This is a genomic window from Streptomyces virginiae (assembly GCF_040638905.1).
GTDB lineage: Bacteria > Actinomycetota > Actinomycetes > Streptomycetales > Streptomycetaceae > Streptomyces > Streptomyces virginiae_B.
The window spans coordinates 362,831-382,465 of the sequence record NZ_JBEZYV010000003.1 but is presented as its reverse complement, the minus strand read 5'-3'; the positions used below and the strand labels follow the sequence as shown (position 1 = coordinate 382,465).

Genomic DNA, 19,635 nt, shown 5'->3' with positions numbered 1-19,635 from the left:
ATCGAAAGGCGTAGGTCGAATGATGCGTACGCGTCCGCTGAAGGTGGCGCTGCTGGGCTGTGGAGTGGTCGGCTCAGAGGTGGCTCGCATCATGACGACGCACGCCGACGACCTCACGCAGAGGATCGGCGCGCCCGTCGAGCTCGCCGGCGTGGCCGTGCGCCGCCCCTCCAAGGTGCGCGAGGGCATCGACCCGGCCCTGATCACCACCGACGCCACCGCCCTGCTCAAACGCGGCGACATCGACATCGCCATCGAGGTCATCGGCGGCATCGAGCCGGCCCGCACCCTGATCAACACCGCCTTCGAGCACGGCATCTCGGTGGTCTCCGCGAACAAGGCGCTGCTCGCCCAGGACGGCGCAGCGCTGCACGCCGCCGCCGAGCAGCACGGCCGCGACCTGTACTACGAGGCCGCCGTCGCCGGCGCCATCCCGCTGGTCCGCCCGATGCGCGAGTCCCTCGCGGGCGACAAGATCAACCGCGTGATGGGCATCGTCAACGGCACGACGAACTTCATCCTCGACAAGATGGACTCGACGGGCGCCGGCTACCAGGAGGCGCTCGACGAGGCCACCGCCCTCGGGTACGCCGAGGCGGACCCGACGGCCGACGTCGAGGGCTACGACGCCGCCGCCAAGGCCGCGATCCTGGCCGGCATCGCCTTCCACACCCGCGTCCGCCTGGACGACGTGTACCGGGAGGGCATGACCGAGGTCAGCGCCGCCGACTTCGCGTCCGCCAAGCGGATGGGCTGCACCATCAAGCTCCTCGCCATCCTGGAGCGCGCGGCGGACGGCGAGTCCGTGACCGCCCGCGTCCACCCGGCGATGATCCCGCTCAGCCACCCGCTCGCCTCCGTCCGCGAGGCGTACAACGCCGTCTTCGTCGAGGCGGAGGCCGCCGGGCGGCTCATGTTCTACGGGCCCGGCGCGGGCGGTGCCCCGACCGCGTCCGCGGTCCTCGGCGACCTCGTCGCCGTCGCCCGCAACAAGCTCGCCGAGGCAACGGGGCCCGGCGAGTCGGCGTACACCCAGCTGCCGGTCAGCCCCATGGGCGAGGTCGTCACCCGCTACCACATCAGCCTCGATGTGGCGGACAAGCCGGGCGTCCTCGCCCAGGTGGCGACCACGTTCGCGGAGCACGGTGTGTCCATCGACACCGTGCGGCAGCAGGGCAAGGACGGCGAGGCCTCCCTCGTCGTCGTCACCCACCGCGCGGCCGACGCCGCCCTCTCCGGGACCGTCGAGGCGCTGCGGAAGCTGGACACCGTTCGCGGTGTCGCCAGCATCATGCGTGTTGAAGGGGAGTAAGGACCCATGAGCAGCAATCGCACCCACCAGTGGCGCGGCATCATCGAGGAGTACCGGGACCGCCTGCCGGTGACGGACACGACTCCGGTGGTCACGCTCCGCGAGGGTGGCACTCCTCTCGTTCCCGCGCAGGTTCTGTCCGAGCGCACCGGCTGCGAGGTGCACCTCAAGGTCGAGGGGGCGAACCCCACCGGGTCCTTCAAGGACCGCGGCATGACCATGGCGATCACCCGGGCCAAGGAGGAGGGCGCCAAGGCCGTCATCTGCGCCTCCACCGGCAACACTTCGGCCTCCGCGGCCGCGTACGCGGTGCGCGCCGGGATGGTCTGCGCGGTGCTCGTGCCCCGCGGCAAGATCGCGCTCGGCAAGATGGGCCAGGCCCTCGTGCACGGCGCCAAGATCCTGCAGGTGGACGGCAACTTCGACGACTGCCTCGACCTCGCCCGCGCGCTGTCCGACAACTACCCGGTGGCGCTGGTCAATTCCGTCAATCCGGTGCGTATCGAGGGTCAGAAGACGGCCGCGTTCGAGATCGTCGACGCGCTCGGCGACGCCCCGGACGTGCACGTGCTGCCGGTGGGCAACGCGGGCAACATCACCGCGTACTGGAAGGGGTTCAAAGAGTACAAGGCCGACGGCCTGGCCTCCCGTACGCCCCGTGTGTGGGGTTTCCAGGCGTCCGGTTCCGCGCCCATCGTGCGCGGCGAGGTCGTCAAGGAGCCGCACACCGTCGCCACCGCGATCCGTATCGGCAACCCGGCCTCCTGGGACTACGCGCTGGCCGCGCGTGACGAGTCGGGCGGCTTCATCGACGAGGTGACGGACCGGCAGATCCTGGCCGCCTACCGGCTGTTGGCCGCTCAGGAGGGCGTCTTCGTCGAGCCCGCCTCGGCCGCGTCCGTGGCCGGTCTGCTCAAGGCCGCCGAGCTGGGCCTGGTGGACCCGGGGCAGAAGATCGTGTGCACCGTCACGGGCAACGGCCTGAAGGACCCCGACTGGGCGGTCGCCGGCGCTCCGCAGCCGGTCACCGTTCCGGTGGACGCCGAAGCCGCCGCGGTGCGCCTCGGCCTGGTCTGAGCGCACGACCGTGTGAGCCGGGTTCCGGAGGTTCCCCGAGTGCCGTGACGGCACTCCCGGGGCCCTCCGGAACCCGGCAACTCACCTCGTACGACGACGAAAGTGCGGCCGAAGCGGGTCCAACCCGGTCGAAGCCCGCGACACGCACCGTGCGCCTCCTGTGCGCCCTATGTCGCGAGAGAACCTTCCTTCGATAGGCTGTACTTACATCCGCCACCGCGCATATGACTGCGGTGCTGCCCCGAGGGCCTTCGGGTGTCGTACGTTCTCCAGTACATTCGCAGCGAGCCAGCGAAGAGCGAAGTCCTCGCACAGTCACAAGGAGTGTCATCGGACGATGGCCGGTCCAGCGTTCCGCGCCGCCGCCGTACGGGTGCGCGTCCCCGCCAGCAGTGCCAACCTCGGCCCCGGCTTCGACGCCCTGGGCCTGGCCCTGGGCCTTTACGACGACGTCGTCGTCCGGGTGGCCGACTCCGGCCTGCACATCGACATCGCGGGTGAGGGCGCCGACACCCTCCCGCGGGACGAGAGCCACCTGCTCGTACGCTCCATGCGCACTGCCTTCGACCTGCTGGGCGGACAGCCGCGCGGCCTCGAGGTCGTCTGCGCCAACCGCATCCCGCACGGCCGCGGCCTGGGCTCCTCCTCGGCCGCCATCTGTGCCGGCATCGTCGCCGCCCGCGCCGTCACGATAGGCGGCGAGGCGAAGCTCGACGACGCGGCGCTGCTGGAGCTCGCCACCGAGATCGAGGGCCACCCCGACAACGTCGCGGCCTGCCTGCTCGGCGGGTTCACCCTGGCGTGGATGGACGGCGGCAGCGCCAAGGCGATCCGGATGGAGCCCGCCGAGTCCGTCGTTCCGGTGGTCTTCGTACCTTCCAGGCCGGTCCTCACCGAGACGGCCCGCGGCCTGCTGCCGCGCACCGTCCCGCACGTGGACGCGGCCGTCAACGCGGGCCGCGCGGGTCTGCTCGTGGAAGCCCTGACCAGGCGTCCCGAGCTGCTCCTGCCGGCCACCGAAGACCGGCTCCACCAGGAGTACCGGTCCCCGGCGATGCCCGAGAGCGTGGCACTCGTCAACCGGCTGCGGGCGGACGGCATCCCCGCGGTCATCTCCGGCGCGGGCCCCACGGTCCTCGCGCTGGTCGACAACGACGCGGCCGACAAGGTCGCGCAGCTCGCGGGCGAGGGGTGGGCGGCCAACCGGCTCGCACTCGACGCCGCGGGCGCGAGCGTCCTCCCGCTGGGAACCCAGGGCGGCTGATCCTGTCTCCGTGACAGGACCAGTCGGCCAGGGGCGGGCGGCCAGGGCAGGCCGCCCGCGCGGAGGCGCGCGATTGCCGGTGATTGAGAGGGGGAATATCTATTGGATCCGGTAGTGTTAGTCTCAAGTGCGCATCGGAAGCCGCCATGGCTCGGTGCTCAGTGTCCCCATCCGGGACCACATTTCTTCCGGGAGCCTCCCCGACTGCTTTGATCACTCCAGCAGTTTCGAGCACGCTCCGGAATCGGCGTGATTTTCCCACGCTTTTCAGCTCGGGGGCTTCTCGCCGGAACCCACGCACGTTTCTTTCCGCCGTATCTCTATCGGCGGACCACCGCCCCGGCACGGTCCCCACCAAGGACCGTTGTCGGACAGCACAACCGGTCGCCGAGCCAGACAGGCCGACGTCCGCTCCAGGGAAGGACCCTTCGTGAGCGACACCACCGATCTGATGGGCGCTGCCGACACCTCTGTCGACACCAGTGCCCCCGCCGCGGGCGCCGCGCCCAAGCGTCGACGCACCGGCACCGGCCTTGACGGCATGGTCCTCGCCGAGCTGCAGCAGGTCGCGTCGGGCCTCGGCATCAGGGGCACCGCGCGGATGCGCAAGAGCCAGCTGATCGAGGTCATCAAGGAGGCGCAGGCGGGCAGCGGTGCCCCCAAGGCCGCCGCCTCCGCCGCGGACACCGCCGAGGCCAAGCCGAAGCGCCGTGCCACCAGCAAGGCCCGTACGGCTGCCGCCGAGGCTGCCCAGACGGGTGCGGCCGCCCCGGCGGCGCCCGCCGAGAAGCCCGCCGCCCAGGCGCAGATCGAGATCCCGGGCCAGCCGGCAGGTGGCCCCTCCCGCTCGAGCGCAGCCGAGAGCGGGGGAGACGACGCCCCGGCCGGCGAACGCCGCCGCCGTCGCGCCACGGCCCCCTCCGGCAGCCCCGAGGGCTCGGCCCCCGTCGCCGTACAGGTCGAGCAGAAGGCCGACACGGCCACCGCCACCGCGCCCGCCGAGACCAGGGCCGAGGCCGCCACGGAGGTCTCCGCCGGCCAGGCCCAGGGCCAGGACGGCGAGGGCCGCGGCCGCCGCGACCGCCGGGAGCGCGGCGACCGCCAGCGCGACCGCCGTGACCGTGGCGCCAAGGCCGACGACCAGGGCCAGGGCGGCCAGGGTCAGGGCGGCCAGGGCCAGCCCGCGCAGGGCGGCCAGGGCGGCGGCCGGCAGGACCGCGCCGACCGCCAGGACCGCCAGCAGCAGGGCGGCCGCGGTCAGGGCCAGGGCCAGGGCCAGCAGGGCCGCCAGGACGGCGGCCCGCAGGACGACTTCGACGACGAGGGCGGCCGCCGTGGCCGCCGCGGCCGCTACCGCGACCGCCGTGGCCGTCGTGGCCGCGACGAGTTCGCGCCGAACGAGCCGCAGGTCGCCGACGACGACGTGCTGATCCCCGTCGCGGGCATCCTCGACATCCTGGACAACTACGCGTTCATCCGGACCTCGGGCTACCTGCCCGGCCCCAACGACGTGTACGTCTCCCTCGCCCAGGTCCGCAAGGCGGGTCTGCGCAAGGGCGACCACACCACGGGTGCCGTGCGCCAGCCCAAGGACGGCGAGCGCCGCGAGAAGTTCAACGCCCTGGTGCGCCTCGACTCGGTCAACGGCATGCCGCCCGAATCCGGCCGCGGCCGCCCGGAGTTCCAGAAGCTGACGCCCCTGTACCCGCAGGACCGCCTGCGCCTGGAGACCGACCCGGGCGTGCTGACCACCCGCATCATCGACCTCGTGTCGCCGATCGGTAAGGGCCAGCGAGGCCTGATCGTGGCCCCGCCGAAGACCGGCAAGACCATGATCATGCAGGCGATCGCCAACGCGATCACCACCAACAACCCCGAGTGCCACCTGATGGTCGTCCTGGTCGACGAGCGTCCGGAAGAGGTCACCGACATGCAGCGGTCGGTCAAGGGCGAGGTCATCTCCTCGACCTTCGACCGCCCGGCCGAGGACCACACCACCGTCGCCGAGCTGGCCATCGAGCGCGCCAAGCGCCTCGTCGAGCTCGGTCACGACGTGGTCGTCCTGCTGGACTCCATCACCCGTCTGGGCCGCGCGTACAACCTCGCGGCGCCCGCCTCCGGCCGCATCCTGTCCGGTGGTGTCGACTCGACCGCGCTGTACCCGCCGAAGCGCTTCTTCGGTGCCGCGCGCAACATCGAGGACGGCGGCTCGCTGACCATCCTGGCCACCGCGCTCGTCGACACCGGCTCGCGCATGGACGAGGTGATCTTCGAGGAGTTCAAGGGCACCGGCAACATGGAGCTCAAGCTCGACCGGAAGCTCGCCGACAAGCGCATCTTCCCGGCCGTCGACGTCGACCCGTCGGGCACCCGCAAGGAGGAGATCCTCCTCAACGCGGAAGAGCTCGCCATCGTCTGGAAGCTGCGCCGGGTGCTGCACGCGCTCGACTCGCAGCAGGCGATCGAACTGCTCCTCGACAAGATGAAGCAGACGAAGTCGAACGCCGAGTTCCTGATGCAGATCGCCAAGACGACCCCGTCGGGCAAGAACGACGACTGAGGTCCGCCGTCCGGCGCCCCGCGCCGGACGTGAGGCATCACCACGAGCAGCCCCCGCCGCAGACCCGCGGCGGGGGCTGCCGCGCGTTCTCCCGGCCCCCGAACGGCCCTGGAGCGGCTCGGAAGGGGAGCCCTGGGGCGGCTGCAGAACGGGCCCTGGGGCGGCGCGGGGCGCCACGCGGACCGCGGTCGGCCCCTCGTGCGAGCTTCGCCACATCACAGCCGCCGGGCGGCCTCCCGGCGCACGCCCTGAAACCGCAGGTGAGGAATGCGCTACGCAGAGCTTTGTCCCGGTTCGTACGCAGTGGCAGCCGTACGGGGGGTTGCGTCGCCCGTGGAACCCTTCAAGACATTCGCCCGTCTGTGTCAGAGGGCCCGCGGGCGGACGGCAGGCCGGTACGCACCAAGGGGCCGGACCGAAGACTGAGGACTTGGGGACTGAGGATGACCGAGGACAGCAGGGGCCGCGGCCGGCGGGCCGCAGGCCGGCGCCGACGCAAACCGGCGGGGCGCCGCAGGGCCCTCGCCATGGCCGCGTGGAGCGCCGCCGCCGTGGTCCTGCTGGGCGGGGCGGGCCTGGGCTACTTCTACTTCAAGCTCAACGGCAACCTCAAGACGGTCGACATCGACCAGGCGCTGGGCACGGACCGCCCGGCGAACGTCGACAACGGCTCGATGGACATCCTCGTCCTCGGCTCCGACTCCCGCGGCGGCGCCAACGGCGCGTACGGCCCGGACGACGGCGGCTCCGCCCGCTCCGACACCGCGATGATCGTCCATCTGTACGAGGGCCACGAGAAGGCCGGCGTCGTCTCCATACCCCGCGACACCATGACCTCCCGCCCCGAGTGCCCCACCGGCAAGGGAAAGAGCGACCCCGGCGGCAAGCGCCGGCAGTTCAACGAGGCCTACACCGTCGGCGGCGCCGCCTGCGCGGTCAAGACCGTCGAGAAGATGTCGGGGATCCGCATGGACCACTACATCGAGGTCGACTTCACCGGCTTCAAGAAGATCATCGACACCCTCGGCGGGGTCCAGGTGACCACCACCAAGCCGATCAAGGACGAGTACAGCCACCTCGACCTCCCGGCCGGCCCGAACCAGCTCAACGGCGAGCAGGCCCTCGGCCTCGTCCGTACCCGCCACGGCGTCGGCGACGGCGGAGACCTCGGCCGAATACAGCTGCAGCAGGCCTTCATCAAGGCGCTGATCAAGCAGGTCAAGGGCGTCGGCGTGTTCGACAACCCCAAGAAGCTGTTCGACCTCGCCGACGCCGGGACCAAGGCGCTCACCACCGACAAGGCGCTCGGCGACGTGAAGTCCCTCGCCGGCTTCGCCCAGAGCCTCCAGGGCATCGACGCCCAGGACATGCAGATGATCACCCTGCCGGTGACCACGGACGCACTCGACGCGAACCGCGTCGCCCCGCTGCAGAAGGAGTCCAAGATGGTCTGGGACGCCCTGCTGGCGGACCGGCCCATCCCGGCCGAGGCCACCGCGAACTCCACCGGCGACAAGAGCGCCGCCGGGACCGTCGTCCAGTAGGACCGCCCGCCGGCCGCCGCCCGGGAGGGCCTCGCGGGGCCCGTCGGAGCGCGCCGGAATAGACCGGCCCCCCTTCCCGTTGAGGGAGACGTCCTCAGAATTTTGACAGGCAGCCCGGTCCTGGCAGACTGGTCTGTCGGCCCCGGTTCACGCAGTGCGCAATTCGGCTCCTGCGACCCGGCGCCCTCCCGAATCTAGGAGACACCTTGAAGCGCGATGTTCACCCCGAGTACGTCGAGACCGCGGTCAGCTGCACCTGCGGCGCGTCGTTCACGACCCGTAGCACCCTGACCGAGGGCACCATCCGTGCCGAGGTCTGCTCCGAGTGCCACCCGTTCTACACGGGCAAGCAGAAGATCCTCGACACCGGTGGCCGCGTGGCCCGCTTCGAGGCGCGCTTCGGCAAGGGCGCGGCCAAGAAGTAGCGCGACCCAGGCGCCGGTCTTCGGCCGCCCCCTGTCCACTCGGGGGCGGCCGGACCGGCGCCTTTGTCGTCGTTCAAGCCCGTCACCCCGTGCAGTCCCCCCGCACTTTCACCACAGGAGTCCCCCGATGTTCGAGGCGGTCGAGGAACTGGTTGGCGAACACGCCGACCTCGAGAAGCAGCTCGCCGACCCTTCGGTCCACTCCGATCAGGCCAACGCGCGCAAGCTGAACAAGCGCTACGCGGAGCTGACCCCGATCATCGCTACCTTCCGTGCCTGGAAGCAGACGGGCGACGACATCGAGACGGCGAAGGAGTTCGCGGCCGACGACCCGGACTTCGCCGCCGAGGCCAAGGACCTCGCCCAGCAGCGCGACGAGCTCACCGAGAAGCTCCGCCTGCTGCTCGTCCCGCGCGACCCCAGCGACGACAAGGACGTGCTCCTGGAGGTCAAGGCGGGCGCGGGCGGCGACGAGTCCGCCCTGTTCGCCGGCGACCTGCTGCGCATGTACCTGCGCTACGCCGAGCGCGTGGGCTGGAAGACCGAGATCATCGACGCCACCGAGTCCGAGCTCGGCGGCTACAAGGACGTCCAGGTCTCCGTCCGCACCAAGGGCGGCAACGGCGCCACCGAGCCCGGCCAGGGCGTGTGGGCCCGCCTGAAGTACGAGGGCGGCGTGCACCGCGTCCAGCGCGTTCCGGCCACCGAGTCGCAGGGCCGCATCCACACCTCCGCCGCCGGCGTGCTCGTCACCCCGGAGGCCGAGGAGGTCGAGGTCGAGATCAACGCGAACGACCTCCGCATTGACGTGTACCGCTCGTCCGGCCCCGGCGGCCAGTCCGTCAACACCACCGACTCGGCCGTGCGCATCACGCACCTCCCGACCGGCGTGGTCGCCTCCTGCCAGAACGAGAAGAGCCAGCTCCAGAACAAGGAGCAGGCCATGCGCATCCTCCGCTCCCGCCTGCTGGCCGCCGCCCAGGAGGCCGCCGAGCAGGAAGCCTCCGACGTGCGCCGCAGCCAGGTCCGCTCCGTGGACCGCTCGGAGAAGATCCGCACGTACAACTACCCGGAGAACCGGATCTCGGACCACCGCACCGGTTTCAAGGCGTACAACTTGGACCAGGTGCTCGACGGTGACCTCGACGCGGTCATCCAGGCCTGCGTGGACACGGACTCCGCGGCCAAGCTCGCGGCCGCGCACTGATCCGCAACCCCGCACCACCCCCCGTACGACAGCAGCCCGGAGGACCAGCGTGAACTTGCTGCTTGCCGAGGTGGCCCAGGCCACCCAGCGGCTGGCCGCCGCCGGCGTGCCCTCACCGCGCTTCGACGCGGAGGAGCTCGCCGCCTTCGTGCACGGCGTCAAACGGGGGGAACTGCACCACGTCAAGGACGCGGACTTCGACGCCCGCTACTGGGAGGCCGTCGCCCGCCGCGAGGCGCGCGAGCCGCTCCAGCACATCACCGGGCGCGCCTTCTTCCGGTACCTGGAGCTCCAGGTGGGGCCCGGGGTCTTCGTGCCCCGGCCCGAGACCGAGTCGGTCGTCGACTGGGCCATACACGCCGTCCGCGCGATGGACGTCGTCGAGCCGCTGATCGTCGACCTGTGCACCGGATCCGGCGCGATCGCGCTGGCCATGGCGCAGGAGGTGCCCCGCTCGCGCGTGCACGCGGTCGAGCTGTCCGAGGAGGCCCTGCGGTGGACCCGCAAGAACGCCGAGGGCTCCCGCGTCACCGTGCACCAGGGCGATGCCCTGAGCGCGCTGCCCGAGCTCGACGGCCAGGTCGACCTGGTCATCTCCAACCCGCCGTACATCCCGCTCACCGAGTGGGAGTACGTCGCCCCCGAGGCCCGCGACCACGACCCGGAGATGGCGCTCTTCTCCGGCGAGGACGGACTCGACACCATCCGGGGCATCGAGCGCACCGCCCACCGGCTGCTGCGGCCCGGCGGCATCGTCGTCGTCGAGCACGCCGACACCCAGGGCGGCCAGGTCCCGTGGATCTTCGCCGAGGAACGGGGCTGGGCCGACGCGGCCGACCACCCCGACCTGAACAACCGCCCGCGCTTCGCCACGGCCCGCAAGGCACTGCCGTGACCGGCGCGACGAATCCCGCCACCCCCCTGCTGCACGAGGAGGCCCGCTGATGGCCCGGCGATACGACTGCAACGACGCGACGGACCGCAAGACGGGTCTGCGTGAAGCCGCATCCGCCGTGCGCCGCGGCGAGCTCGTCGTGCTGCCCACCGACACCCTGTACGGGATCGGCGCGGACGCCTTCAGCCCGGAGGCCGTCCACGATCTGCTCGCCGCCAAGGGGCGCGGCCGCGGGATGCCCACCCCGGTGCTCATCGGCTCCCCGAACACCCTGCACGGCCTCGTCACGGACTTCTCCGAGCAGGCCTGGGAGCTCGTCGACGCGTTCTGGCCGGGTGCGCTGACGCTTGTCGCCAAGCACCAGCCCTCGCTGGCGTGGGACCTGGGCGACACCCACGGCACCGTGGCCGTGCGCATGCCCCTGCACCCCGTCGCCATCGAGCTGCTGACGGAGGTGGGCCCGATGGCGGTGTCGTCGGCCAACCTCTCCGGACAGCCGGCGCCCGAGGACTGCGACGCGGCGCGCGAGATGCTCGGCGATTCGGTGTCCGTGTACCTGGACGGCGGTCCGACGCCCGGCATCGAGCCGTCGTCGATCGTCGACGTCACGGGGAAGGTTCCCGTGCTGCTGCGCGAGGGGGCGCTCAGCGCCGACCGGCTGCGGGAGGTCGTACCCGACCTCGAGGTGGCCCCGTGAGCCCTGAGGGGCGTGGCATAGCAGGGGGAAGCACTTTCCGCATACTCCACGTCAGCACGGGCAACGTGTGCCGCTCGCCGATCACCGAGCGGCTGACGCGGCACGCCCTCTCGCACCGCCTCGGCGGTCCCGTCGGCGGCGACCTCATCGTGGAGAGCGCCGGCACGTGGGGCCACGAGGGCGCCCCGATGGAGGCGAACGCGGCCGCCGTGCTCGCGGACTTCGGGGCCGACGCGTCGGGGTTCACCGGCCGCGAGCTGCTGGACGAGCACGTCATACGCGCCGACCTGGTGCTGACCGCCACGCGCGACCACCGTGCGCAGGTCATCTCGATGGGCCACTCGGCGGGGCTGCGCACCTTCACGCTGAAGGAGTTCACCCGGCTGGTCCGGGCCATAGACCCGGCCACGCTGCCGCCGCTGGACGACGGCATGGCGGAGCGGGCGCGGGCGCTCGTACGGGCCGCGGCGGCACTGCGCGGGTGGCTGCTGGCGCCGTCGCCCGACGCGGACGAGGTGTACGACCCGTACGGGGCGCCGATCACCTTCTTCCGCTCCATCGGCGACGAGATCAACCAGGCACTGGACCCCGTGGTGACGGCCCTGACGGGCGTCGCGGCCCGCCGCTGACCCCGGCGGCCGGAGGCCGGCGCAGCGGGCCGGTGCCCGGGAGGCCGTCGGCCGGCCGGGGGTCGGCGCGGAGCGGCCGTGGAGCGCCGCGGGGGCCGCGGGCCTACAGTGGCTGGTACCCGGCACCCCCCTGGAGTCGCGCCATGAGCGTCATCACCCAGCCCACGGACCTGCTGCGCCGGCAGGACCCGCAGATGGCCGACGTACTCGCCGGGGAGGCCCGCAGGCAGGCCGACACCCTGCAGCTGAGCGCGGCGGAGAACTTCACCTCGTCGGCCGTCCTGGCGGCGCTGGGGTCGCCGCTCGCCAACAAGTACGCCGAGGGCTACCCCGGCGCCCGCTACCACGGCGGATGCGAGTACGCCGACCTGGCCGAACAGACGGCCGTGGAGCGGGCCAAGACGCTGTTCGGGGCCGAGCACGCCAACGTGCAGCCGCATTCCGGCTCCTCGGCCGTCCTGGCCGCCTACGCGGCGCTGCTGCGGCCGGGGGACACCGTGCTGGCGATGGGGCTCCCGTACGGGGGACACCTCACCCACGGCTCGCCCGCCAACTTCTCGGGGCAGTGGTTCGACTTCGTCGGGTACGGGGTCGACGCCCGGACGGGCCTCATCGACTACCGGCAGGTGCAGGACCTCGCCCGGGCGCACCGGCCGAAGGCCATCGTGTGCGGGTCCATCTCCTACCCCCGCCACCCCGAGTACTCCGCCTTCCGGGAGATCGCCGACGAGGTCGGGGCCTACCTGATCGCCGACGCCGCCCACCCGATCGGGCTGGTGGCCGGCGGGGCCGCGCCCAGTCCGGTCCCGTACGCCGACGTGGTCTGCGCGACCACGCACAAGGTGCTGCGCGGGCCGCGCGGCGGCATGGTCCTGTGCGGCGCCGAGTTCGCCGAGCGCATCGACCGGGCGGTGTTCCCCTTCACCCAGGGCGGGGCGCAGATGCACACCATCGCCGCCAAGGCCGTCGCCTTCGGCGAGGCGGGCCGGCCGGCCTTCACCACCTACGCCCACCGGGTGGTCGCCAATGCCCGGGTGCTGGCCGAGGCGCTGGAGGAGCGCGGGTTCACGATCACCACCGGCGGCACCGACACGCACATGATCACCGCGGATCCGGGGCCGCTGGGGGTGGACGGCCCGACCGCCCGCGGCCGGCTGGCCGCCGCCGGGATCGTGCTGGACACCTGCGTCCTGCCGTACGGGGACCAGCGGGGCGTCCGGCTGGGCACGGCCGCGGTGACCACCCAGGGGATGGGGGAGCCGGAGATGCGCCGGATCGCGGAGCTGTTCGCGGCCGCCCTGGACGGGGAAGCCGCGAAGACACGTACGGAGGTCGGCGAGCTCACGGAAGGATTTCCCCCTTACGGGGAGTAAGTGGGGCAAGAGGGGTGTAGTGGAACCGGGATACCGCCCCCTCGCGTCCTCGGTCGAGGGGACATCGCAGCTAATGTGTGGGGCTGAGATGGCCGGCGATACATCTGGGGCAGCCAGTGCGTGAATATCTGCTGACGCTTTGCGTCACGGTCGCGGTGACCTACCTGCTGACCGGGCCCGTGCGGAAGTTCGCGATCGCGGCCGGGGCCATGCCGGAGATCCGCGCCCGCGACGTGCACCGCGAGCCGACGCCGCGCCTCGGCGGGATCGCGATGTTCGGCGGCCTGTGCGCGGGCCTGCTGGTCGCCGACCACCTGCAGAACCTCAACGCGGTCTTCGAGAAGTCGAACGAACCGCGCGCGCTGCTGTCCGGAGCCGCCCTGATCTGGCTGATCGGCGTCCTGGACGACAAGTTCGAGATCGACGCCCTGATCAAGCTCGGCGCGCAGATGATCTCCGCCGGCGTGATGGTCATGCAGGGCCTGACGATCCTGTGGATCCCGGTGCCCTTCATCGGCACGGTCCCGCTCACCCAGTGGCAGGGCAACCTGCTCACCGTGGCGCTCGTCGTCATCACCATCAACGCGGTGAACTTCGTGGACGGCCTCGACGGCCTCGCCGCGGGCATGGTCTGCATCGCCGCCGCCGCGCTCTTCCTGTACGCCTACCGGATCTGGTTCGGCTACGGCATCGAGTCCGCGGCCCCCGCCACCCTCTTCGCGGCCATCCTGATGGGCATGTGCCTGGGCTTCCTGCCGCACAACATGCACCCCGCCCGGATCTTCATGGGCGACTCCGGCTCGATGCTCATCGGCCTGGTGCTGGCCGCCGCGGCGATCTCCCTGACGGGACAGGTGGACCCGGACGCGCTGGCCCTGTTCGCCGGTGGTGAGCGCAACGCGACGCACGCGATGCTCCCCGCCTACATCCCGCTGATCCTGCCCCTGACGGTCATCGCCATCCCGATGGCGGACCTGGTCCTGGCCATCGTGCGGCGTACGTGGAAGGGCCAGTCGCCGTTCGCGGCCGACCGCGGGCACCTGCACCACCGGCTGCTGGAACTGGGCCACTCGCACAGCCGCGCGGTCCTGATCATGTACTTCTGGTCGGGCCTGATCGCCTTCGGCACCGTGGCCTATTCCGTGCACTCCACCGCGATGTGGATCGTGCTGGTGATCGCCGTGCTCAGTGCGGTGGGGCTCTTCCTGCTGCTCCTGCCGCGCTTCACGCCGCGCGCCCCGAAGTGGGCGGAGGGTTTGGTTCCGCCGCGCTACCGGCACGCCGCGCGCGTGGCGGACGCGGCCGCGGAGGCGGCCGCCCAGGACGCCTCGGGGACCGAGCCGGCGCCCGCCAGGCCGATCGCCGCGGGCGTCTCGGGCGTCAACGGAGCGACCGCGGTGGGCCCCCGTTCGCGCTTCCCGGAACGGCGTAAGGCTGAATCCACCCGCTGACCGTCGCATCACATGTCCGACATGGATGCTCATTAGCAGACAGACCACGCGCCTGTCGCGCACACACGCGCAGGGTCACTCTCATGTGTGACAGTCGGCACACCCGGCAGGTAAAGCTCTCATCAAATAGTTTGTGATACCGTTCACTAAACCCGGCGACAGAGCCGAAGGACCGTAGTGCGACGGTCCCTTGGCCCGAGGTTCTCTCTCGGACCGGGCTTACGCTCGTCCCGTACGAGTCCAGTGCCCCCACCACCACGCGGAGCAAACCGCCATGCGGTCAGATGACGTCCGATCCCTTCTGCAAGCCGCCGTGCCCACGGCCATCGCCGGCGCACTCGCCGCGTTGATCAGCGGGCTTGTCGTCGGCGGCAAGGGTGCGGTCGGAGCGGTCGTCGCGACGCTGGTCGTGATCGTGTTCATGGGCATCGGATTCGTCGTTCTGCAGCGCACGGCGAAATCGCTTCCGCACCTCTTCCAGGCCATGGGGCTCATGCTCTACACGGCCCAGATCCTGCTGCTTTTCGTGTTTGTCGCGGCGTTCAAGAACACCACCCTGTTCAACCCCAAGGCGTTCGCGATCACGCTCGTGGCGACCACCCTGGTGTGGATCGCAGCGCAGACCCGCGCGCACATGAAGGCCAAGATCCTTTACGTCGAACCGGACTCGACGACGGGCAACAAGCCCGAAAATCCGGGACCGAAGACGTGAAGGGTAGGGCCGGGATAAGTGGGCGTTCGAGATCCTGCTATCGTCCGGTGCCAACTGCGGCATTGCGGGCGCGGGCATCTGAGCTGACGCCTGTCCCATCGCGAGGCTCGATGCCTGATCGCCGCCACATCATCCGTAACACCAGTCCAGTGCCGAACAGCGGCTGCTCGCCGCGCCGACACAACGAGGTTGCCGTACCTATGCGCCACGCTGAAGGAGCCCGCGGTGAGTGCTGACCCGACGACGGTGCTCGCCTTCGAGACCGACTGCCACATCTTCGACGGTTGTGGCTTCCCGGCTCCCGGCCTGCACTCGTTCCTGTTCCAGCCGATCTTCGGCGACGCGGACAGCAACTTCTACTTCAACAAGACGATGCTCCTGGCCCTGCTGGGCTCGGTCATCATCGTCGGCTTCTTCTGGGCCGCGTTCCGCAAGCCGAAGGTCGTCCCCGGCAAGCTGCAGATGGTCGCCGAGGCCGGCTACGACTTCGTGCGCCGCGGCATCGTCTACGAGACCCTGGGCAAGAAGGAGGGGGAGAAGTACGTCCCCCTGATGGTCTCCATCTTCTTCTTCGTCTGGGTCATGAACCTCTGGTCGATCGTTCCGCTCGCCCAGTTCCCGGTGACCTCGATCATCGCCTACCCGGCCGGCCTCGCGCTGATCGTGTACGTGATCTGGATGAGCGTGACCTTCAAGCGCCACGGCTTCGTCGGCGGCTTCAAGAACCTGACCGGCTACGACAAGTCGCTCGGCCCGGTCCTCCCGCTCGTCATGGTCATCGAGTTCTTCTCGAACGTCCTCGTCCGGCCCTTCACCCACGCGGTCCGACTGTTCGCGAACATGTTCGCCGGTCACACCCTGCTGCTGCTGTTCACCATCGCCAGCTGGTACCTGCTGAACGGGATCGGTATCGCCTACGCGGGCGTCTCGTTCGTCATGGTCATCGTGATGACCGCGTTCGAGCTCTTCATCCAGGCTGTCCAGGCGTACGTGTTCGTCCTCCTGGCCTGCAGCTTCCTCCAGGGTGCGCTCGCCGAACACCACTGAGCCGCGCCCGCCCCGCTCAGCCCCCCGTATTCGTCCGGTGGCCAACCCCCACCGGTCCGTGAAAGAGAAGGAAGAACTGGCATGTCCCAGACCCTTGCCGCCGTCACCGGCTCCCTCAGCTCCGTTGGTTACGGTCTCGCGGCCATCGGCCCCGGTGTCGGCGTCGGCATCATCTTCGGTAACGGCACGCAGGCTCTTGCTCGTCAGCCCGAGGCTGCCGGTCTGATCCGCGCCAACCAGATCCTCGGCTTCGCCTTCTGTGAGGCGCTCGCCCTCATCGGTCTGGTCATGCCGTTCGTCTACAGCTGACGAACCGCGATCACTAGTCCGAACAGACGAAAGGCATTGATGTGAACCTCATGGTTCTCGCGGCTGAGGGTGGAGAGAACCCCCTCGTTCCGCCGATCCCCGAGCTCGTCATCGGTCTGATCGCCTTCGTCATCGTCTTCGGTTTCCTCGCGAAGAAGCTCCTCCCGAACATCAACAAGGTTCTGGAAGAGCGCCGTGAGGCCATCGAGGGCGGTATCGAGAAGGCGGAAGCCGCTCAGACCGAGGCCCAGAGCGTGCTGGAGCAGTACAAGGCCCAGCTCGCCGAGGCCCGGCACGAGGCCGCGCGCCTGCGCCAGGAAGCGCTGGAGCAGGGCACTGCGCTGAAGGAAGAACTGCGCGCAGAGGGCCAGCGGCAGCGTGAGGAGATCATCGCTGCCGGCCACGCCCAGATCGCGGCAGACCGCAAGGCCGCCTCTCAGGCGCTGCGTCAGGACGTCGGCAAGCTCGCCACCGACCTGGCCGGCAAGCTCGTCGGCGAGTCCCTCGAGGACCACGCCCGGCAGAGCCGCACCATCGACCGCTTCCTCAGCGAGCTTGAGGAGAAGGCCGAGGCGGCCCGATGAACGGAGCGAGCCGCGAGGCGCTGGCCTCCGCGCGCGAGCGTCTCGACGCGCTGACGGACAACACGTCCGTCGACGTGGCGAAGCTCGCCGGTGAGCTGGCCGCTGTCACCGCGCTGCTCGACCGTGAGGTCTCGCTGCGTCGGGTCATCACGGACCCGGCGCAGGCCGGCGAGGCCAGGGCCGAGCTCGTCGCTCGGCTGCTCGGCGGTCAGGTCGGCGGGGAGACCCTCGACCTGGTGTCCGGCATGGCCCGGTCCCGCTGGTCGCAGTCCCGCGACCTGGTGGACTCGCTGGAGGAGCTGGCGGCCACCGCCGACCTCACGGCGGCCCAGCAGGCCGACGCGCTCGACGACGTCGAGGACGAGGTCTTCCGCTTCGGCCGGATCGTGTCCTCGAACACCGAGCTGCGTGCCGCGCTGACCGACCGTGCGGCGACCGCCTCCGCCAAGAGCCAGCTGCTGCGCAGTCTGCTCGGCGGCAAGGCGAACGCCGTCACCGAGCGCCTGGTGACGCGTCTTGTCACGCATCCGCGTGGACGTAGCCTGGAGGCGGGACTCGAGTCCCTTTCCAAGCTCGCCGCCGAGCGCCGTGACCGCATGGTCGCCACCGTGACCAGCGCGGTTCCGCTCAGCGACGTGCAGAAGCAGCGTCTCGGCGCGGTGCTGGCCAAGCTGTACGGCCGCCAGATGCACCTGAACCTCGACGTGGACCCCGAGGTCCTCGGCGGGATCTCGGTGCGAGTCGGCGACGAGGTCATCGACGGCACCATCGCGGACCGCCTCGCAGAGGCGTCCCGCCGCATGGCCGGCTGACCAGCCACCAAAAGTACAAAGCATTCCTAGCGGCCCGGTTGGGCCGTGCAGAACTTGCAGAAGATTCCTGGGGGTCGCCCCCAGACCCCTAAGAAGCTTCAGGCCCAACAAGGAGAGCAGGGAACCCAGATGGCGGAGCTCACGATCCGGCCGGAGGAGATCCGGGACGCACTGGAGAACTTTGTCCAGTCGTACCAGCCGGACGCGGCCTCGCGCGAGGAGGTCGGAACGGTCAGCGTTGCCGGCGACGGCATCGCGAAGGTGGAGGGCCTGCCCTCCGCCATGGCGAACGAGCTGCTGAAGTTCGAGGACGGCACCCTCGGTCTCGCCCTCAACCTCGAGGAGCGCGAGATCGGTGCGATCGTCCTCGGCGAGTTCAGCGGTATCGAGGAGGGCCAGCCGGTGCAGCGCACCGGTGAGGTTCTCTCCGTAGGTGTCGGCGAGGGCTACCTCGGCCGCGTTGTCGACCCGCTCGGCAACCCGATCGACGGCCTCGGCGAGATCGCGACCGAAGGCCGCCGCGCCCTCGAGCTGCAGGCCCCGGGCGTCATGGTCCGTAAGTCGGTGCACGAGCCCATGCAGACCGGCTACAAGGCCGTCGACGCGATGGTGCCGATCGGCCGTGGCCAGCGTCAGCTGATCATTGGTGACCGTCAGACCGGCAAGACCGCTCTGGCCGTCGACACGATCATCAACCAGCGCGACAACTGGCGCTCGGGCGACGTGAACAAGCAGGTCCGCTGCATCTACGTCGCCATCGGCCAGAAGGGCTCGACCATCGCGTCCGTTCGCGGCGCCCTGGAAGAGGCCGGCGCGCTCGAGTACACGACGATCGTCGCCGCCCCGGCGTCCGACCCGGCCGGCTTCAAGTACCTGGCGCCGTACACCGGTTCCGCCATCGGCCAGCACTGGATGTACGCCGGCAAGCACGTCCTGATCATCTTCGACGACCTGTCGAAGCAGGCCGACGCCTACCGCGCCGTGTCGCTGCTGCTGCGCCGCCCGCCGGGCCGTGAGGCCTACCCGGGTGACGTCTTCTACCTGCACTCCCGTCTGCTGGAGCGCTGCGCGAAGCTGTCCGACGAGATGGGCGCCGGTTCGATGACCGGTCTGCCGATCGTCGAGACCAAGGCGAACGACGTGTCGGCGTTCATCCCGACCAACGTCATCTCCATCACCGACGGCCAGTGCTTCCTGGAGTCCGACCTGTTCAACGCGGGCCAGCGCCCGGCGCTGAACGTCGGTATCTCGGTCTCCCGCGTCGGTGGCTCCGCCCAGCACAAGGCCATGAAGCAGGTTTCGGGTCGTCTCCGCGTCGACCTGGCCCAGTACCGCGAGCTGGAGGCGTTCGCCGCCTTCGGTTCCGACCTGGACGCCGCGTCGAAGGCCTCGCTGGAGCGCGGCAAGCGCATGGTCGAGCTGCTGAAGCAGGGCCAGTACCAGCCGATGCCCGTCGAGGAGCAGGTCGTCTCCGTCTGGGCCGGCACCACCGGCAAGATGGACGACGTCCCGGTCGCCGACATCCGTCGCTTCGAGTCGGAGCTGCTGGAGCACCTGCGCCGCGAGCGCAAGGACCTCCTGACCTCCATCGCCGACGGCGGCAAGATGTCGGACGACACCCTGGGCTCGATCGCTGACGCCATCGCGGCCTTCAAGCGCCAGTTCGAGACCTCGGACGGCAAGCTCCTGGGCGAGGACGTGCCGGCCGTCAACGTCTCCAAGTGACGACGGAAGGGA

The 19,635-nt window shown here is 70.5% G+C and carries 18 protein-coding genes; all 18 read left to right on the top strand.

All coding sequences use genetic code 11. The annotated features are described in order from the left end of the window. The first annotated feature begins 22 nt into the window (after positions 1-22). The 18 genes from AB0F82_RS07610 to atpA all read left to right on the top strand — a co-directional run bounded on the left by AB0F82_RS07610 (position 23) and on the right by atpA (position 19,623). Entirely contained in the window at positions 23-1,312 is a 1,290-nt protein-coding gene (locus AB0F82_RS07610) for a homoserine dehydrogenase (protein WP_362624939.1), read from the top strand. 6 nt (positions 1,313-1,318) lie between these two features. Continuing rightward, positions 1,319-2,389: a threonine synthase gene (thrC, locus tag AB0F82_RS07605; protein WP_356812390.1), complete on the top strand. Its 1,071-nt coding sequence runs from the start codon at positions 1,319-1,321 to the stop codon at positions 2,387-2,389. 337 nt (positions 2,390-2,726) lie between these two features. After that, the gene (thrB, locus tag AB0F82_RS07600) at positions 2,727-3,653 is read left to right on the top strand and encodes a homoserine kinase (protein WP_362624847.1); all 927 of its coding nucleotides are present in this window, start codon (positions 2,727-2,729) and stop codon (positions 3,651-3,653) included. A gap of 430 nt (positions 3,654-4,083) precedes the next feature. Beyond that, on the top strand, positions 4,084-6,213 hold the full coding sequence (gene rho / locus AB0F82_RS07595; RefSeq protein WP_362624845.1) for a transcription termination factor Rho: 2,130 nt from the start codon (positions 4,084-4,086) through the stop codon (positions 6,211-6,213). A gap of 443 nt (positions 6,214-6,656) precedes the next feature. Next, a complete protein-coding gene (locus tag AB0F82_RS07590; protein ID WP_362624843.1) occupies positions 6,657-7,757 on the top strand; it encodes an LCP family protein in 1,101 nt (366 codons plus the stop codon). A 206-nt stretch (positions 7,758-7,963) separates the two neighbouring features. Further along, on the top strand, positions 7,964-8,182 hold the full coding sequence (gene rpmE / locus AB0F82_RS07585) for a 50S ribosomal protein L31 (protein WP_030008686.1): 219 nt from the start codon (positions 7,964-7,966) through the stop codon (positions 8,180-8,182). Between the two features lie 127 nt (positions 8,183-8,309). Next, a complete protein-coding gene (gene prfA / locus AB0F82_RS07580; protein ID WP_356812386.1) occupies positions 8,310-9,389 on the top strand; it encodes a peptide chain release factor 1 in 1,080 nt (359 codons plus the stop codon). Between the two features lie 49 nt (positions 9,390-9,438). Continuing rightward, entirely contained in the window at positions 9,439-10,284 is an 846-nt protein-coding gene (prmC, locus tag AB0F82_RS07575; RefSeq protein WP_362624840.1) for a peptide chain release factor N(5)-glutamine methyltransferase, read from the top strand. A 49-nt stretch (positions 10,285-10,333) separates the two neighbouring features. After that, a complete protein-coding gene (locus AB0F82_RS07570; RefSeq protein ID WP_356812385.1) occupies positions 10,334-10,981 on the top strand; it encodes an L-threonylcarbamoyladenylate synthase in 648 nt (215 codons plus the stop codon). Next, positions 10,978-11,610: a low molecular weight phosphatase family protein gene (locus AB0F82_RS07565; protein WP_030030387.1), complete on the top strand. Its 633-nt coding sequence runs from the start codon at positions 10,978-10,980 to the stop codon at positions 11,608-11,610. The genes AB0F82_RS07570 and AB0F82_RS07565 overlap by 4 nt, the downstream gene beginning before the upstream one ends. Positions 11,611-11,753: 143 nt before the next feature. Further along, positions 11,754-12,983 (top strand): serine hydroxymethyltransferase, encoded by a 1,230-nt coding sequence (glyA, locus tag AB0F82_RS07560; RefSeq protein WP_362624837.1) that lies wholly within the window; start codon positions 11,754-11,756, stop codon positions 12,981-12,983. Between the two features lie 116 nt (positions 12,984-13,099). Then, a complete protein-coding gene (locus AB0F82_RS07555; RefSeq protein WP_356812383.1) occupies positions 13,100-14,434 on the top strand; it encodes an MraY family glycosyltransferase in 1,335 nt (444 codons plus the stop codon). 274 nt (positions 14,435-14,708) lie between these two features. Then, entirely contained in the window at positions 14,709-15,146 is a 438-nt protein-coding gene (locus AB0F82_RS07550) for a hypothetical protein (RefSeq protein WP_356812382.1), read from the top strand. Between the two features lie 210 nt (positions 15,147-15,356). Beyond that, positions 15,357-16,193 carry a F0F1 ATP synthase subunit A gene (atpB, locus tag AB0F82_RS07545; RefSeq protein WP_356812428.1) on the top strand — a complete coding sequence of 279 codons (837 nt, stop codon included), beginning with the start codon at positions 15,357-15,359 and terminating at the stop codon, positions 16,191-16,193. Between the two features lie 81 nt (positions 16,194-16,274). Beyond that, positions 16,275-16,502, top strand: coding sequence for an ATP synthase F0 subunit C (atpE, locus tag AB0F82_RS07540; RefSeq protein WP_030386954.1), 228 nt, complete (start codon positions 16,275-16,277; stop codon positions 16,500-16,502). Between the two features lie 50 nt (positions 16,503-16,552). After that, positions 16,553-17,086, top strand: coding sequence for a F0F1 ATP synthase subunit B (locus tag AB0F82_RS07535; RefSeq protein WP_266497670.1), 534 nt, complete (start codon positions 16,553-16,555; stop codon positions 17,084-17,086). Then, entirely contained in the window at positions 17,083-17,898 is an 816-nt protein-coding gene (locus AB0F82_RS07530; RefSeq protein ID WP_356812381.1) for a F0F1 ATP synthase subunit delta, read from the top strand. Before AB0F82_RS07535 ends, AB0F82_RS07530 begins: the two co-directional genes overlap by 4 nt. 129 nt (positions 17,899-18,027) lie before the next feature. Next, the gene (atpA, locus tag AB0F82_RS07525; protein ID WP_030660299.1) at positions 18,028-19,623 is read left to right on the top strand and encodes a F0F1 ATP synthase subunit alpha; all 1,596 of its coding nucleotides are present in this window, start codon (positions 18,028-18,030) and stop codon (positions 19,621-19,623) included. The last annotated feature ends 12 nt before the right edge of the window (positions 19,624-19,635 follow it).

Bases quoted from the DNA above. Each gene is read 5' to 3' on its own strand.
- thrC (WP_356812390.1), top strand. From the start codon at position 1,319: ATGAGCAGCAATCGCACCCACCAGTGGCGCGGCATCATCGAGGAGTAC.
- AB0F82_RS07535 (WP_266497670.1), top strand. From the start codon at position 16,553: ATGGTTCTCGCGGCTGAGGGTGGAGAGAACCCCCTCGTTCCGCCGATC.
- prfA (WP_356812386.1), top strand. From the start codon at position 8,310: ATGTTCGAGGCGGTCGAGGAACTGGTTGGCGAACACGCCGACCTCGAG.
- AB0F82_RS07530 (WP_356812381.1), top strand. From the start codon at position 17,083: ATGAACGGAGCGAGCCGCGAGGCGCTGGCCTCCGCGCGCGAGCGTCTC.
- AB0F82_RS07550 (WP_356812382.1), top strand. From the start codon at position 14,709: ATGCGGTCAGATGACGTCCGATCCCTTCTGCAAGCCGCCGTGCCCACG.
- atpE (WP_030386954.1), top strand. From the start codon at position 16,275: ATGTCCCAGACCCTTGCCGCCGTCACCGGCTCCCTCAGCTCCGTTGGT.
- atpA (WP_030660299.1), top strand. From the start codon at position 18,028: ATGGCGGAGCTCACGATCCGGCCGGAGGAGATCCGGGACGCACTGGAG.
- thrB (WP_362624847.1), top strand. From the start codon at position 2,727: ATGGCCGGTCCAGCGTTCCGCGCCGCCGCCGTACGGGTGCGCGTCCCC.
- glyA (WP_362624837.1), top strand. From the start codon at position 11,754: ATGAGCGTCATCACCCAGCCCACGGACCTGCTGCGCCGGCAGGACCCG.
- AB0F82_RS07610 (WP_362624939.1), top strand. From the start codon at position 23: ATGCGTACGCGTCCGCTGAAGGTGGCGCTGCTGGGCTGTGGAGTGGTC.
- AB0F82_RS07590 (WP_362624843.1), top strand. From the start codon at position 6,657: ATGACCGAGGACAGCAGGGGCCGCGGCCGGCGGGCCGCAGGCCGGCGC.
- AB0F82_RS07570 (WP_356812385.1), top strand. From the start codon at position 10,334: ATGGCCCGGCGATACGACTGCAACGACGCGACGGACCGCAAGACGGGT.